Raw genomic sequence first — 14682 nt, forward strand, 5'->3', positions numbered from 1 at the left:
CGATTACTGGCGGATGCGGCCCTGCCCTTCGTTATCCCAATAGCCGAAAATCTTCCGCGCCACCAGTTTGTAGAGCCGCTTGAACGTGGCCCGCCACAAGCGGGCATGCGGCGCTGGCGTGGAAAGGATGGCGCGCTGGCGGGCACTTAGGGCCTCGGGACAATAGGTGCGCTTGTGCTTGAGCAGATGGCGCAGGTCTTCTCGCGCCAACAGACGGAATAGCGCGCCGCGCTTGCCGCGGGTCCACGCAATCTGGAAATCCACCAGCGCAGGCCGGCCGTCCTCCCGCACCAGCCAGTTCGGCTCCTTGGCCAAATCGTTGTGCACAATGCCGCGCCGGTGCAGGACAGCGAGCAGACGCAAGGCCTCACGGTAATACGCACGATCGCGCGGCTGCGCCTGCTGCATCGGGGCACCCGCGATATAGCCGCGCAGGAGTTCACGCCCGTCCCAGCCGAGCAATGGCGGAACTCCATCCACGCCTTCCAGTTTGGCCAGCGCGCGCGCCTCGCGTGCGGCGGCTCGGCGCGCAAATGCGCGCGCCCACCAGCGCGCGGCAGCCACGTCGCGACGGATCACGGGCACGCCATCACGCTGCGCGATCTCGATGCGCCCCAGTTCGTCGGCCTTGAGCAGGATGGTGTCGCTGGTATTCACAAGTCTTCCGGCAAGCTGCGACCGGGGTACACTCGCCCGCCATGTCGCCAAGCATCTATTGTGGCTGATCCACAACACGCTTGCGCCACAGGCCGGATCGCCAGGGAGAACACGTCATGCCGTTGCGCTCGCCTTTGCTCGCCCTGCTGCTGGCTGGCGGCGTTGCGCTATGTTCCGGCGCCATGGCGGCATCCCCAGTCAGCGCCAACGCCGAAGCACCGAAGCGCGAAAGCGGCGAACTGGCGGGCCACCCCTATGCGATCGACCTGGCCATCGGCCCACTCGAATCCAGCTGGACGGCGCTGCGGCAATCACTGGACCGCTACATCGCGACCCAGCGCACGAGTTTCCTGGACAAAGTGAAGCAAGCCGCACCCAGCCGCCTGCCCGCACCCTGGAAGCTGTCGCTGGAATTCAGCGTGGCAGCCCGCACGGAGCGCTTCGTCAGCGTGGTGGCCTTTGGTGATATCGAACCCGGCGGCGCCAGCCCTAGCGCCATCATCGACAGCTTTACCTACGACACGAAAACCGGACAGATGATCGCGCTGCCTGATCTGTTCACCGACTTCGCTCCTGCCGAAGCCGCACTCGCCGGCAGTGCGCGCGCGCAATTGCTGGCCAAGCTGAAACCCGGTAAACACCACCGGCCACTGGCCTCCGATGCAGCAACGGTGCGCAGCGGCACGGTAGTCGGCAAGGGCCGGCTCCGCATGTTCGTACCCATCGTGCACAAGGACCGCAGCGCGCGTGGCCTCAGCCTGATCTTCCCTTCGCGCCAGGTCGCCGCCGATACCGCCGGCCCGCAGAATGTGGATGTACCGACCGCCGTGTTCGCACACTGGCTGAAGCCCGAGTATCGCGACGCCTTCCACTAATCGGGAACGACATGGACATCGCCCTCTACTGCCTGGCTGCCGTACTGATCATCGCCGGTGTCGCCGGCACCATCCTGCCGGCACTGCCGGGCATACCGATGATCTTCGGCGGTATCTGGCTGGTGGCCGCGCTCGACAACTACGAACGCCTCGGGTTGTGGTGGCTGCTGGTTATCGGCGCCCTGGGCACGCTCGGCGTGATCGTTGATTTCGTCGCTGGCGCGATGGGTGCCAAGCGCGTAGGCGCGAGCAAGCTGGCTTTATGGGGAGCAACCCTTGGCACCATCGTCGGCATGTTCTTCGGTTTGATCGGACTGATCCTCGGCCCCTTCCTTGGCGCGCTGGCGGGCGAACTGATGGCGGGCAACAGCGTGCTGCGCTCGGCCCATGTCGGTATTGGCACCTGGCTGGGGCTGTTGTTCGGCACACTGGTCAAGCTGGTGATTTCTTTCATCATGATCGGCCTGTTCGGCTTTGCCATGCTGCTGGGCTGAAAGTCGATAGGCCCAAAGCAAGAGCCTCACTGGACCTTCGGCACAGGTACGCAGCCACCGCAGCCTTTTACGCTGCGTCGACCACTCAGGGATCCCACACCATGTCCAAACGTCTTGCCCTTGTCATCGCAACCACACTGGCCGCTACCGGTGCCGTACACGCGCAATCCAAAGCGCCGGAATGGATCGAACGCAGCAATGCCAACGCCAAGGTGCTGCTCAATGTGATGGCTCACTACTCGCCGGAATTTGCCTCGCAGGTCGGCTTCCCCGGCTACGACGACAAAGTCGCGGACCTTAAGCCCGGCGTCGACGAACGCTCGCGCGCCGCACTCGCCGAGACCAAGGTGAAGCTGCAGAAACTGCTGGCCACAGAGAAAGACGCCAACGTGCGGCAAGACCTGCAGATCATGATCAAGGCGGTGGACGAGCAGATCGAAGGCATCGATCTCAACCGCAAATACATGCTGCCGGTGCAGGACGTTGGTCAGCTGATCTTCGGCGGCGAGTTCGCCCTGCTGAAAGACGATGTGGATCCCAAGCGCCGCTCCCTGGCGCTCAACCGACTGCAGTGCTACGTGGGCAAGGCACCCGGCTGCACGCCGATCACTGAGCAAGCCAAGGCCCAGACCACCGAGCGCCTCGACAACAAATCGCTGCTGGGTCCGTACAAAGGCGAGATCGAGCAGAAGCTGTCGAACACGCAGCGCTACGTGGATGGCATTCACCAGCTGTTCGCCAAGTACAAACTGGACAACGCTGACGGCAAAGCCGCACTGGCCGCGCTGGACAGTCAGATGAAGGATTACGACGCATGGGTGCGCAGCACGGTGCTGCCGCGCACACGCGCCGACTTCCGCCTGCCCGAGCCGCTCTATGCGTACAACCTCAAGCAGGTCGGCATCGACATTCCGCCGCAGGAATTAATTAAGCAGGCCGAGCTGGAATACGTGGAGCTGCGTTCCGCCATGCAGATGATGGCGCCGGTGGTGGCGAAGGCCGAAGGCATCAACGCTACCGATTACCGCGAAGTGATGAAGGCCCTGAAGAAGCAGCAGCTTGCCAAGGATCAGGTGATGCCCTGGTACAGCGAGGTGATCGCGAAGATCGAGGACATCATCCGCCGCGAGCACATCGTGACCCTGCCGCAGCGCAAGATGGCGATGCGCTTGGCTTCCGATGCCGAGGCTGCCGCGGTGCCGGCACCGCATATGGACCCGCCGCCCTTCATCAACAACAAAGGTGAGCAGGGAACCTTCGTGTTGACCATGGGCAACCCCTCGGCCAAGGCCGGCAGTTCGGATGCCTACGACGACTTCACGTACAAGGCTGCCGCGTGGACGCTCACCGCGCACGAGGGCCGCCCCGGTCACGAGCTGCAGTTCGCCGCTATGGTGGAGCGTGGCGTGTCGCTGGCACGCAGCCTGTTCGCTTTCAACAGTGTCAACGTGGAAGGCTGGGCGCTGTATGCGGAAGCCGAGACGCTGCCGTATGAGCCGCCGGCGGGCCAGTTCGGCGCACTGCAGGCGCGACTGATGCGTGCGGCGCGCGCCTATCTCGATCCCATGCTCAATCTCGGCATGATCACTCGTGAGCGTGCCCACGACGTGCTTACCCACGAAGTCGGTCTGTCTGAAGCGATGGCGCGCCAGGAGCTGGATCGCTACACCTTCAACAGCCCCGGCCAGGCCACCGCCTACTTCTATGGCTACATGCGCCTGCAGCAGCTGCGCCTGGAAACCGAACTTGCGCTGGGCTCACGCTTCGACCGAAAAGCCTTCAATGATTTCGTGATTGGCCAGGGCCTGCTGCCACCGGAACAGTTGGCGGAAGCGGTGCATACACAGTTCATTCCGCAATACGCGAAGAAGTAATTCGCCAATGGACAAGGGCGGCGCGTGCCGCCCTTGTCGCGAACATCAGCGGCGCCGCTTTGGCGCCGGCTTCGCGCGCTGCGCCTCCACACTGCGCGCCAACCACGCAGCGAAAACCGGTGTGTCGCGGGTCAGCGAAACCGGCAGCACGATGTACTGACGACTGGGTGCCGCGCCCGGTTTAGCCTCGAGACGCGAAGTCCCTTCCACTGCCAGCAGATCCGCCTGATCATCCGTCGCCAGCTTCAGCGCCAGCCCGGACGATGTCAGCCAGGCACAGGGACGCCCAGCCATATAAGCCATCAAGCCGCCGAACATGGGATGGAAACGCAGGTCATGCGCCAGACCGAGATGCGTGGCCGCATCTTCCAGATCGTGCCGAAGGGTTTCGAGCGCCGGGTTCACGCCACCGGGTCGGGAATCACGTAAAGCAGTACCGCCAGGTAGTGCAGCACGCTGCCGGCCAGCACGAAGAAATGCCAGATCGCATGGTGGTAAGGCATGCGGCGCGCCAAATAGAACGGCACGCCCAAGGTGTAAGCCACGCCACCGGCAATCAACAGCACCATCCCGCCGGTTTCCAGATGCGCGCTCAGTGGCTTGAAGGCAACCATACCCACCCAGCCCATCGCCACGTACAACAGCACTGCGAATTTGCGATAGCGCTTGAGCACGCCCAACTCCAGCGCGCTACCCGCAATGGCCAGCGCCCAGATCGTGCCGAATAGGCTCCAGCCCCAGGCGCCCGGCAACGCGACCAGCGTAAACGGCGTGTAGGTACCGGCGATCAACAGGAAGATCGCGATGTGGTCCAGCGTGCGCAACACGCGCTTGGCAAGTACGCCTGGAATCGAGTGATAAAGCGTCGACGCGGTGTAAAGCAGGATCAGCGTGGTGCCGAACACCGCGCTGGACACCACCGCGCGCGCGTCGCCCACCATCGCGGCATATGCCACCAGCGTCGCCAGGCCGGCAATGCTCAGCAGAATGCCGATGCCGTGGATAACACTGCTCGCGAGTTCGTCGCCGAAGGCGTAACGCGGGGTGGCCGCGCCATGGGTGGCGGACATGGGTATTCCTCAAAGAAACGGGGACGCCGATGGGCGTCCCCGTCACCTTACCTGTGCGGCCTGTGCTTGCATACTCCCACGCATGGAAGCATGCGTGGGCTATTCGATGATGAAGGCACCGAAGGCAATGCCCAGATTCCAACCCTCGCCAGTTCCGCTAAGCGCCAGCGACACGTTGCCCTTGGTCAACACCTGCGCGGAGGCCGACTTCTCAGCGCCCGCGTGGACTTGAGCATTCGCGTAATGCCCCTTGATTTCGCCGATACTGGCCACCCCGGTGAACTTGCCGACACCGTCCGTGATCTTGCTCTTGCCGAAGGTGAGGCCGCCGCCTTTGACGCGGATCTTCACGTGCGTGCTCTGCCCGTTACTGCAACGGACCGTGCCGCTGCCGGAGGCGGTCTGATAGAACACCGACCAGCCGGAGAGCTGGAAATTCATCTTGCAGGAAATATCCGCGGCCTTTGCCGACGCAGGCATCACCATCCACATCACTGCCAGCGCGATGCCCCCCAGCCACTTCCACATAGTCGCTCTGCCTCCACCGTCGCATGCCGGCGGCCGCCGGATCGCGCGATTGTGACAAGCATGCATGAACTCGCGGCAACGCCCGGCCGGCCACCACTAAAGTTTTCCGGCCTGCCCGGCCGTAAACAGCCTGTTCACATGTATTCAACGCGGGCGAAAGCCGGTACAGCGCAAAGTCGACAGTCCGGGCATCTCCCCCTCTCTCTCCCCCGATGCCCGGTCCATTGCGCCCCGCCACCCTGAGCGGGGCTTTTTTTGCCCTGGATCAAGTCATCCCCACGACCACGGGTTAAGCTGGAACCGCACTTGGCGAACAGGAGCGACCAATGTCCAGCACCGACCTGCTGCTCTACCTCCAGGAAACCGATCTGCGCACGCCCGGCACGCGCGCCGCCATCGCCCTGGCGGCCAGGCTCGGGGCGCGACTCGACGGACTCTACGTCGCCGATCTGCCGGCCGCTGCCTTCAGCCTGCCCGAGGCCGTGCCCGTGCAACTGGAGGAAACCCGACGCCGCTGCGCGGAGGCCGAGGAACACGGCGGTGATTGGCAAAGCCTGCTCGCCTCGCACTCATTGACTGGCAGCTGGCGCGTCGCCCAGGGCGATACCGTGCAGACGGTGTGCCAGGCCGCCGCCGGCTATGACTACCTGGTGATGGAACGCAGCCAGCAGCGCAGCGACGCGCCGGTCGGGTTCGGCACCGTGTCGCGCTGCGTGTTTGGCAGCGACCGCCCGGTGCTGGTCGTGCCCGATACCGCGCGCATCGACGACACACTGGGCGCACGCGTACTGGTCGCCTGGAACGGCAGCCGCGAATCCGCCCTGGCCCTGGCCGCCGCCGCACCTGTACTGCAGCAGGCGGATGACGTCCTGTTGCTCGACGGCAGCGAAATGTACGCCGACACCATTGCCGTGCTGCCGCCGCCCGGCTTGGCCGACTGGCTGCAGCGGCACAGCATCAAGGCCCGTATCCAGACACTGGACGCCGGCCCGACACACGCGGCCGGCGCATTGATCCTTGACGCTGCACGCGCCCATCGCGCAGACCTGCTGGTGATGGGTGCCTGGAGCCGCTCGCGCCTCGCCCAGATGGTGTTGGGCGGAACCACGCGCCACCTTTTCATGCATGGCGACCTGCCCATGCTGGTCGCGCACTAAGTCACCGCAGAAGCCCACCCCGTGGGCGACAAACCGGCAGGACTGCCGGTTTGCACGGCGCAAGCCGCCTGTAGGGTGAGGGCCATGAATGGTCCAAATGAAAGCCACGTGCAGCGTAGCCAAGGGCAGCACCAAGAGGCGGCCTTTGTGGGCCGCTTTCGCGCACAGGGTGCGCTCCTACCGGGGCGGCCGGCAGGGATTTTGGCGAGCCGGGGGCGTACTCCCCATTTAGCCATCCAAACACCCCACTTGCGCAAGCGCTTTCGACAGGCATAGGCTGAAGCCGCGTTCGACACGATCCCCCTGCGTCCCCACGCAGCGTGTCCAGGGCGCGCTCAACATCGCCCAACATCGATATCGTCAGGAGGTCGCTTATGCCGTCCGCAAGCCTGGCTGTTGCTCATCGTCCCCATCCCGACCGCGTACGCATTGCCGCACTCAGCGCGGCCATCGCCGTCAACCTCGCCGTATTGCTGGCCGCGCTGCGGCCGATGGCACCGCAGTTCGTGGAAAGCCTGCGTCATCCTGAAAGCATGACGCTCACCTGGCTGACCGCTCCCGAAGTGAAACCCGATCCGCCACCGATAGACATGGCACCCGCGGTGAAGACACCGCCAACACCGCACACTCGTGTGGCCCCCCGCCCGGCGCCACCAATCGCCGTGCCCACTGACGCAGGAAACGTGGCAACTCCGCCAGTTACCGCTACGCCGGCCATCGAGCCGACCACCACAGCCACGCCGACCGCGGATGCCGCGCCCGTCGAAGCCACACTGGCCTATCGCTCCTCGCCGCTCACCTTCCCCTCCATTGCCATCCGCAAACACATGCACGGCACCGTGCTGCTGCGCGTACTGGTCGACGAGGACGGCAAACCGGTCCAGGTGAACGTGGAGCAGAGCAGCGGCGAACCCGTACTGGATCGCAGCGCGCGCGAACAAGTCATGGCGAATTGGCGCTTCCAGCCCGCCACGGTGCAAGGGCGTGCTGTGCAGGCCTGGGCGAGAGTGCCGGTGAGTTTCGAGTTGCGCGAACTCTAGTTCGCCAAAGTGAGATAGGGAGAAGTTGAGAGGGACCCGGCGGCGATAAATGCCCGCCGGGTCCTTCCACGGCAAACCTGCCTCAGTGCGCCGAACTGGCCGGCGGCGATGCGGGTCCGCGCGCCGCGCGCACCACCAGCCATACCAATGCCGCCAGCAGCAGAACGGGAAGGAACATCGGCAGTAAGGCCAGCGCCACCAGCGGTGCCACCACGACCAAGGCCAGACCGCCGAATACCAGCCCGAGCAGCCAGCCGATCATGCCGAGCACGCCACCCACTATCGCAAAGGTCAGCTTGAACACCGCGCCGATCAGCGCAGCAACCAGCCACAGCGATAACACCAGCATCACCATCACGCTCATCACAATCATGGTGCTCTCCTCATTTCGTCACTTCACGGGCGAAGGACACGAGCAGCGAACCTGAACTTCACGACCCGAATTCTGCGCGCCGCCTGCATAACTTGCATGGTGCGGAAGTCATAGCGGTACTGAGATGAATTCAAGGTCCGGGTTACAGGTCTTTAACGATCCGCATGCTCCACTGCGCGCCGGTTCCAACCGAGTCCATCGCATGAGTCAACCCATGCACACCCTCAAGGCGCTGCGTGAAATCGCCTTCGATCTCGGCGTCGGCCAGCATCCCGATCTCGCCGCCATGGCGCGCGAACTGGGCAGCGTGGTTCATCGGGATGCACAAGCATTGAACGAAGGATTGGCGCATCTACGCACGCGCCAGCGCGGCTTCGAGCGCTGGCTGCTGGCCGAACGCAATAAGCCCGGCCTGAGCATGCTGGTGATGGCATGGCCCGCCAATCACGCCACGCCAGTGCACGATCACGATGGCCTATGGGGTTTGGAACTCGCACTGCACGGCGCACTCGAAGTGCAGACCTGGTCGCGCGATGCCGCCACCAGCAGCTTGCAGTTGCAAGGCCAGGACTGGCTTGGTCCCGGTGACGCCACCTGGTTCGATGCGGATACGGCCTACGCGCACCGTTGCCGTAACCTTTCACGGCACGACACCGCGCTTACCCTTCACGTCTATGGCGGCGATCTGGCAAAGTACTTCGCGTACGAGCAGGTCGGTCAGGCCGATGAGTGGCTCGCACGGCCGCAACGCGCCGCGATTGCCGGCCGGCTGAGCGCCTGATCGCCGCATCCCGGATCAAGCAATACAAAGGAGTGGCATGTATCGACGGGTCGCCATTATCGGCGGCGGCGCGGCAGCGGCGACGCTGTTGAGCGAGCTGCTGGAACGCCAGCCGCCGCAGCCGCTGCATCTGGATTGGTATACGGGCGGCGGCACGCCGGCCCGCGGCATCGCCTACGGCACTCGCTCGGAGCGGCATCTGCTGAACGTGCGCGCCGCCTCCATGAGCATGTTCGCCAGCAAACCGCGCGGTTTCCTGGATTTCGCCCAGCGTGGCGACCACAGCATCACCGGCACCGATTTCCTGCCACGCCGTCTCTACGGCGACTATCTCGAAGCGGAAGTCGCGCGCGCATTGGAGCGCGCCGCGTCGCTCGGACATGATGTGCGCGTCATGCCGTTCGCCGTGGACGCGCTGGTGCCAGAGAACGATGGCGTCACCGTAATCCAGGGCGAGGACACTACCCACGTCGATGCCGCCGTCATGGCTCTCGGCGCATTGCCGCCACAGCCACTGAGCGGCGTCAGCGAAACTGCCCTGAGCAGCAAGCGCTACATCACCGATCCCTGGTCGTTCCTGTCCACCGTGCAACCCGATCCGGCACCGCGCAAAGTGGTGCTTGTCGGCCTCGGCCTCACCGCCGTGGATGTGTTGCTGGAACTGGCCGCGCTATGGCCCAACGCCAGCTTCACTGCCATCTCCCGTCACGGGCACCTCCCGGAAGCGCACCTTGCCTCCGCCACCGCGCCCAGCGACGACAGTGCGGATCTGATCGAAACCATGCGCGCCGCGCCGGATATCCGTACCTGGATGCGCCTGCTGCGCGAAGCCATTGCGCAAAGCAACGACTGGCGCGTGGTGATCGACAGCATGCGCCCGCACACACCCAGCCTGTGGCAGGGCCTGTCGCAGGAAGAGCGCGCGCGCTTTCTGCGCCACGCGCGCTGGGCATGGGAGCGCGCGCGTCACCGCATGGCGCCGCAGATCATGGACGCCCTGCAGGCGCTCGAAGACGCCGGCCGCCTGCAATGCCGCCGAGCGCGCCTGCATCAGGTCGATGTCGAGGGCGATCATCTGCATTTGAGCATCACCCCAACCGGCAGCACCAAGCCCGAGCCGATGGACACCGACCTTGTGATCCAGACCATCGGCCTCAACACCGACGTGCGCCGCACCCAGCATCCGCTGATACGGCAACTGGTCACCAATGGCCACGTCAGCCCCGATCCATTGGGCCTGGGCTGCAACGCCACGCCGGAAGGCCGTCTGCAACACAACGGCAGTACTTGGCCACATCTGTACGCCATGGGCAGCCTGCTGCGCGGCACATTATGGGAATCCACCGCGATGCCGGAAATCCGCCAGCAAGCGCGCAACCTCGCCGAACGACTGCTCACCGAATGACACGTAGGAGCGCACCCTGTGCGCGAAGCGGCCCGCGAGGGCCGCGCTCCAAGCCCTAAAGGACAAGCCCCGCGTTGCGGGGCTTTCGCGCACAGAGGGTGCGCTCCTACGGGGTCAGGCAAACCCGCCAAGCACCAGCTTGCCGATAGTGCCTGCGCTCTCGATTTGCGCATGCGCGCGACGCAAATGGGTCGCATCAATCGGTCCCAGATGCTCCCGCAAAGTTGAACGCAGCACACCAGCATCCACCAGGTCGGCGACCTCGTTGAGCAGGCGATGCTGCGCCTTCATATCCTCGGTCTGGAACAGCGAGCGAGTGAACATGAACTCCCAGTGCAATGAAAGACTGCGGCGCTTGAGTAGGGTGATATCCAGCGGCGTTGCCGGGTCGTCGATCAAACCCAGCTTGCCTTGCGGCTTCAACAGCTCCACCAGCACCGGATAGTGCTGCTCGGTATGCGTGAGGCTGAGCACGTAGTCCACGCCTTGCGGCGATACCGCCAGCACCTGTGCCTTCAGATCGCCGCGATGGTCGACCACGTGATGCGCACCCAGCTCGCGCACCCATGCCTGGGTCTCCGGCCGTGAGGCTGTGCCGATCACGGTCAGGTTGGTCAATCGACGCGCCAGCTGCACCGCCATGGAGCCCACGCCACCGGCGGCGCCGGTGATCAGCACCGTCCCGCTTTGCGCTGCGTTGCCGCGCGCAATGCCGAAGCGATCGAACAACAACTCCCATGCTGTGATAGTGGTCAGCGGCATCGCCGCAGCCTGGAAGAAGTCCAGCGTGGATGGCTTGCGCCCCACAATGCGCTCATCCACCAATTGCAGCTCCACATTGCTGCCCGAACGATCGAGTGCACCGGCGTAATACACCTGATCGCCCGGCTTGAACAACGACACATCCGCGCCCACGGCGACGACCGTCCCTGCGGCATCCCAGCCCAGCACCTTGTCGGCGCCTTGTGGATCGACCCGCGCGCGGATTTTTGTATCAACCGGATTCACCGACACCGCTTCCACCCGCACCAGCAGATCGCGCCCTTGCGCCACCGGTTCCGGCAAGGTGACATCGAGCAGACTTTCCGCATCGGTGATCGGCAACGAGCGGCGATAGGCAACAGCTTTCATCGTGTTCTCCATAGCGTTGAAGTCCCGGCGCGAGCAGAACGATGCTGCACCGGTGGCAATCATCAAAAAGTGACGGCAAAGAAAAACTCAGGCACGGGCAGGGCAGGAACTGGCAACAGGTACGCGGCGTTCGATCGCCATGCTCCACAGCGTCGCCAGCAGACCGAGCACCGTCACGGCCGCGCCAGCGATGCCCAGCACCGACAAGCCAAGGCCCCCATCAATCACGGCACCACCGATGAACGCACCGATGGCATTGCCCAGGTTGAACGCGGCAATATTCAAGGTGGACGCCAGATGTGGCCCATCCACCGCCTGCTGCACCACGCGCATCTGCAGCGGCGGCACGGTAGCGAACGCAGCCAGGCCCCACACAAACACAGTGACGATCGCCGCCACGCTGTTGTGCATGGTCCAGGTGAAAGCCAGCATCACCAGCGACAGCACCACCAGGATCGTCACCAGCGACGGCATCAATCGCCAGTCCGCCAGACGTCCGCCGAACAGATTGCCCAGGGTCGTACCTAGACCAAACAGCACCAGCACCCAGCCCGTCGCACCCATGCTTACGTGCGACTGCGTCTGCAGGATCGGTGCGATATAGGTGAACACCGTGAACACACCGCCGAAACCCAGCACCGTCATCGCCAGCGCCAACAACACTTGTGGCTGACGCAGCACCGCCATTTCCTTGCGCATATCCGGCGCATGCAGCTCAGGCAATGCCGGTACCAGCCGCCACACACCAATAGCCGCAAGCACACCGAGTCCGGTCACCGCCGCGAAGGTCGAACGCCAGCCGGCCCATTGCCCGAGGAAGGTGCCGAACGGCACGCCGAGCACATTGGCCAGGGTGAGGCCGGCGAACATCAGCGCGATCGCCCGCGCCGCCTGCCCACGCGGCACCACATGCGAGGCCACCACCGCGCCAATGCCAAAGAACGAGCCATGACAGAACGCGGCCACCACACGCGCCACCATCAATACCGAGTAATTGGGCGCGACCGCGCACAGCGCATTGCCCAGGATGAATAACCCCAACAGGGCCAGCAGCGCATTGCGCCGCTCCATCCGCGCGGTCAACGCCGCCAGCAAAGGCGCACCGGCTGCCACGCCCAGCGCATAGCCCGACACCAGCAAACCCGCCGAAGGAATGCTCACGCGCAGATCGGCTGCCACCTCCGGCAGCAGACCCATGATCACGAACTCGGTCGTACCGATGGCGAACGCAGCCACTGACAGGGCAAACAAGGCCGCCTTGGAATGATCGCGGCTCATCGCGCGATCTCGCAGCACGGCACAGGGAAGCGTGGCGTCGGCATGGGAAATACTCATCCATTCGGGGATGGCCACTGTGCAACTTGCCCAAACGGATGAGAATTCACCAAACTAAGCAAGCATCTTTTCCAAGAAGTTGAAGATGATTGATCTCGAAGACATGCGCCTGTTCGTGCGCGCCGTCAGCGACGGCAGCCTTTCCGCGGCCGGTCGCGAACTCGGTCTCTCCCCGGCCGTCGCCAGCAAACGCCTCAGTCGCCTCGAACAGGCCTTGGGCGTGCGCCTGCTCCAGCGCAGTTCGCGCCGCCTGGTGTTGACCAGCGAAGGCAGCTGCTATTACGAGCGCTGCCTCAGCATCCTGGCCGATATCGACGAAGCGAACGCGATGGTTGGCCAGGGCCAGATGGAAGTGCGCGGCGCCCTGCACATCTCCACTTCGCTCGATCTGGGCCGGCAATACATCGGCCCGATGGCAGCGGACTTCGCCTCGCGTCACGCCGAGCTGCGCATGCGCATCAGCACCTCCGACGCCATGCTCGATCTGTTCGAACATGGCGTGGATGTCGCCGTCCGCAGCGGGGCCATGGCCGATTCGCGCCTGATCTCGCGTCGACTGGCGCTCAACTATCGGGTGATCTGCGCGGCCCCCTCTTACCTGGCGAAATACGGCCGCCCCACCAGCACCGACGACCTGCAACGGCACAGTTGCCTGATGCTGCATCGCCCGGGTCGCGGCATCCTGCCGTGGATGCTGCAGACACCGGAAGGCCAGCGTCCGCTGCGCCTGGAAGCCAACATCACCACCGATAGCGGCGATCTCATGCGCGAACTCGCCGTCGCTGGCCGAGGCCTCGCCTTCAAGTCGATCTGGGATATCGCCAACGATGTGCGGGCCGGCCGGCTGGAGCCCGTGCTGACTGACACCGCGTTCCAGGAAGCTCACATCTACGCCATTTACCCCAGTCGCGACTTTCTGCCCGCACGCATCCGCCTGTTCGTCGATCACCTGCAACGCGAGATGCAACAACAGGAGGCCTCCGTGCTCGACCTCATCCGCCCCAACGCTGGAGCACCCGCATGACGCGGCGCCTACCCTTGCTGCTTCTGCTGATGATCGCCAGCCTGCCCTCGCACGCCGCTGCCCGCTTTGTCGAACACAAAGTGACCATCAAGGGACACAGCTATCGCTATCAGGTTTTCGTGCCGAACGGATGGACGTCCAAACACACATGGCCGGTGGTGCTTTTCCTGCATGGCAGCGGCGAGCGCGGCAGCGACAACCAGAAGCAGATGAGCCAGGGCCTGCCGCCATGGCTGAAAGAACACGGCGCGAATTTCCCCGCCGTCCTGGTGATCCCGCAGGCTCCCGAAGATCACTACTGGACCGGCGATGTAGAAGATGCTGCCATGCAGGCGCTGGAAGCCAGCATCAAAACCTATCACGGCGACCGCCAACGCCTTTACCTCACCGGTCTCTCGATGGGTGGCTACGGTTCATGGCAAATCGCACTCGATCACCCTAACGTCTTCGCCGCCGCAGCCATCGTATGCGGTGGCCTGCTCCCGCCACGCGATGATTCGACACTGCGCGTGGAAGGCATCCCTACAGATACCGATCCCTACGCCTGGGTCGCCGACCGCGTCGCCACCCTGCCGACCTGGATCTTCCATGGCGCGGAGGATGACGTCGTACCGCCGCAAGGCTCGCGCAACATGCACGCCGCACTGGAAGCACGCCGTGCTGACGTGCGCTACACCGAATTCCCTGGCGTCAATCACGGCTCATGGGTTCCCGCATATGCGACGGAAGCACTGTGGCCGTGGATGTTCAGTCATCGACTCGCGGCGACAGCGAAGTAACTAAGCCGGAAAGAAGCCGCCCTATGGGCATGCCCGAACCCTGGGCACGAACCGATGCCCTGTGCGCTCCTGATCTCCTGGAAGTTCGCAAAGATCGTCGACAGAAGAGACCCAAGAAGCAAAGCGCAAAATCTTGCGCGTTGCTGATGCGAATGATTC

General features: G+C 64.2%; 16 protein-coding genes. 9 read left to right on the plus strand and 7 right to left on the minus strand.

All coding sequences use genetic code 11. The features are described from left to right. Positions 1-3: 3 nt before the first annotated feature. Positions 4-657, minus strand: a complete 654-nt coding sequence (locus BM338_RS12060; RefSeq protein WP_255367283.1) for a protein kinase family protein — start codon at positions 655-657, stop codon at positions 4-6. A 116-nt stretch (positions 658-773) separates the two neighbouring features. Here BM338_RS12060 and BM338_RS12065 point away from each other — a divergent pair, with 116 nt between their 5' ends. The 3 genes from BM338_RS12065 to BM338_RS12075 all read left to right on the plus strand — a co-directional run bounded on the left by BM338_RS12065 (position 774) and on the right by BM338_RS12075 (position 3900). Further along, complete coding sequence (locus BM338_RS12065) at positions 774-1532, plus strand: hypothetical protein (RefSeq protein WP_090451100.1); 759 nt, start codon at positions 774-776, stop codon at positions 1530-1532. Between the two features lie 11 nt (positions 1533-1543). Next, positions 1544-2026: a DUF456 domain-containing protein gene (locus BM338_RS12070; RefSeq protein ID WP_090451101.1), complete on the plus strand. Its 483-nt coding sequence runs from the start codon at positions 1544-1546 to the stop codon at positions 2024-2026. A gap of 101 nt (positions 2027-2127) precedes the next feature. Further along, on the plus strand, positions 2128-3900 hold the full coding sequence (locus BM338_RS12075; RefSeq protein WP_090451102.1) for a DUF885 domain-containing protein: 1773 nt from the start codon (positions 2128-2130) through the stop codon (positions 3898-3900). Between the two features lie 45 nt (positions 3901-3945). On the opposite strand, the gene BM338_RS12080 is transcribed toward BM338_RS12075, so the two are convergent. From BM338_RS12080 to BM338_RS12090, 3 genes are all read right to left on the minus strand, one after another. Continuing rightward, entirely contained in the window at positions 3946-4305 is a 360-nt protein-coding gene (locus tag BM338_RS12080; RefSeq protein WP_090451103.1) for a TfoX/Sxy family protein, read from the minus strand. Beyond that, positions 4302-4970 (minus strand): PAQR family membrane homeostasis protein TrhA, encoded by a 669-nt coding sequence (locus BM338_RS12085; RefSeq protein WP_090451104.1) that lies wholly within the window; start codon positions 4968-4970, stop codon positions 4302-4304. The genes BM338_RS12080 and BM338_RS12085 overlap by 4 nt, the downstream gene beginning before the upstream one ends. A gap of 99 nt (positions 4971-5069) precedes the next feature. After that, on the minus strand, positions 5070-5498 hold the full coding sequence (locus tag BM338_RS12090; RefSeq protein WP_090451105.1) for a hypothetical protein: 429 nt from the start codon (positions 5496-5498) through the stop codon (positions 5070-5072). A 326-nt stretch (positions 5499-5824) separates the two neighbouring features. Between BM338_RS12090 and BM338_RS12095 the strand changes: the two genes are divergently transcribed. Together BM338_RS12095 and BM338_RS12100 are read left to right on the plus strand one after the other, a co-directional pair. Further along, complete coding sequence (locus BM338_RS12095) at positions 5825-6655, plus strand: universal stress protein (RefSeq protein ID WP_090451106.1); 831 nt, start codon at positions 5825-5827, stop codon at positions 6653-6655. Between the two features lie 374 nt (positions 6656-7029). Beyond that, entirely contained in the window at positions 7030-7695 is a 666-nt protein-coding gene (locus BM338_RS12100) for an energy transducer TonB (protein WP_090451107.1), read from the plus strand. 82 nt (positions 7696-7777) lie between these two features. Here BM338_RS12100 and BM338_RS12105 read toward each other — a convergent pair whose 3' ends face one another. Further along, on the minus strand, positions 7778-8068 hold the full coding sequence (locus BM338_RS12105) for a hypothetical protein (protein ID WP_090451108.1): 291 nt from the start codon (positions 8066-8068) through the stop codon (positions 7778-7780). Positions 8069-8270: 202 nt separating this feature from the next. Here BM338_RS12105 and BM338_RS12110 point away from each other — a divergent pair, with 202 nt between their 5' ends. After that, positions 8271-8849 carry a cysteine dioxygenase gene (locus BM338_RS12110; protein WP_090451109.1) on the plus strand — a complete coding sequence of 193 codons (579 nt, stop codon included), beginning with the start codon at positions 8271-8273 and terminating at the stop codon, positions 8847-8849. A gap of 37 nt (positions 8850-8886) precedes the next feature. Beyond that, positions 8887-10254, plus strand: a complete 1368-nt coding sequence (locus tag BM338_RS12115) for an FAD/NAD(P)-binding protein (protein WP_090451110.1) — start codon at positions 8887-8889, stop codon at positions 10252-10254. A gap of 114 nt (positions 10255-10368) precedes the next feature. Here the strand turns inward: BM338_RS12115 and BM338_RS12120 are convergent, their stop codons facing one another. Continuing rightward, a complete protein-coding gene (locus tag BM338_RS12120; RefSeq protein WP_090451280.1) occupies positions 10369-11385 on the minus strand; it encodes a zinc-binding alcohol dehydrogenase family protein in 1017 nt (338 codons plus the stop codon). A gap of 87 nt (positions 11386-11472) precedes the next feature. Beyond that, a complete protein-coding gene (locus tag BM338_RS12125) occupies positions 11473-12663 on the minus strand; it encodes an MFS transporter (RefSeq protein ID WP_090451281.1) in 1191 nt (396 codons plus the stop codon). Between the two features lie 142 nt (positions 12664-12805). Here BM338_RS12125 and BM338_RS12130 point away from each other — a divergent pair, with 142 nt between their 5' ends. Together BM338_RS12130 and BM338_RS12135 are read left to right on the plus strand one after the other, a co-directional pair. Next, complete coding sequence (locus BM338_RS12130) at positions 12806-13744, plus strand: LysR family transcriptional regulator (RefSeq protein ID WP_090451111.1); 939 nt, start codon at positions 12806-12808, stop codon at positions 13742-13744. Next, positions 13741-14523, plus strand: coding sequence for a carboxylesterase family protein (locus BM338_RS12135; protein WP_090451112.1), 783 nt, complete (start codon positions 13741-13743; stop codon positions 14521-14523). The genes BM338_RS12130 and BM338_RS12135 overlap by 4 nt, the downstream gene beginning before the upstream one ends. The last annotated feature ends 159 nt before the right edge of the window (positions 14524-14682 follow it).

Origin of the sequence: Dyella sp. OK004 (assembly GCF_900114495.1) — a bacterium.
Lineage (GTDB): Bacteria > Pseudomonadota > Gammaproteobacteria > Xanthomonadales > Rhodanobacteraceae > Dyella_D.

Bases quoted from the DNA above. Each gene is read 5' to 3' on its own strand.
- BM338_RS12115 (WP_090451110.1), top strand. From the start codon at position 8,887: ATGTATCGACGGGTCGCCATTATCGGCGGCGGCGCGGCAGCGGCGACG.
- BM338_RS12100 (WP_090451107.1), top strand. From the start codon at position 7,030: ATGCCGTCCGCAAGCCTGGCTGTTGCTCATCGTCCCCATCCCGACCGC.
- BM338_RS12070 (WP_090451101.1), top strand. From the start codon at position 1,544: ATGGACATCGCCCTCTACTGCCTGGCTGCCGTACTGATCATCGCCGGT.
- BM338_RS12130 (WP_090451111.1), top strand. From the start codon at position 12,806: ATGATTGATCTCGAAGACATGCGCCTGTTCGTGCGCGCCGTCAGCGAC.
- BM338_RS12085 (WP_090451104.1), bottom strand. From the start codon at position 4,970: ATGTCCGCCACCCATGGCGCGGCCACCCCGCGTTACGCCTTCGGCGAC.
- BM338_RS12135 (WP_090451112.1), top strand. From the start codon at position 13,741: ATGACGCGGCGCCTACCCTTGCTGCTTCTGCTGATGATCGCCAGCCTG.
- BM338_RS12075 (WP_090451102.1), top strand. From the start codon at position 2,128: ATGTCCAAACGTCTTGCCCTTGTCATCGCAACCACACTGGCCGCTACC.
- BM338_RS12090 (WP_090451105.1), bottom strand. From the start codon at position 5,498: ATGTGGAAGTGGCTGGGGGGCATCGCGCTGGCAGTGATGTGGATGGTG.
- BM338_RS12105 (WP_090451108.1), bottom strand. From the start codon at position 8,068: ATGATTGTGATGAGCGTGATGGTGATGCTGGTGTTATCGCTGTGGCTG.
- BM338_RS12110 (WP_090451109.1), top strand. From the start codon at position 8,271: ATGAGTCAACCCATGCACACCCTCAAGGCGCTGCGTGAAATCGCCTTC.
- BM338_RS12125 (WP_090451281.1), bottom strand. From the start codon at position 12,663: ATGAGCCGCGATCATTCCAAGGCGGCCTTGTTTGCCCTGTCAGTGGCT.
- BM338_RS12065 (WP_090451100.1), top strand. From the start codon at position 774: ATGCCGTTGCGCTCGCCTTTGCTCGCCCTGCTGCTGGCTGGCGGCGTT.
- BM338_RS12120 (WP_090451280.1), bottom strand. From the start codon at position 11,385: ATGAAAGCTGTTGCCTATCGCCGCTCGTTGCCGATCACCGATGCGGAA.
- BM338_RS12095 (WP_090451106.1), top strand. From the start codon at position 5,825: ATGTCCAGCACCGACCTGCTGCTCTACCTCCAGGAAACCGATCTGCGC.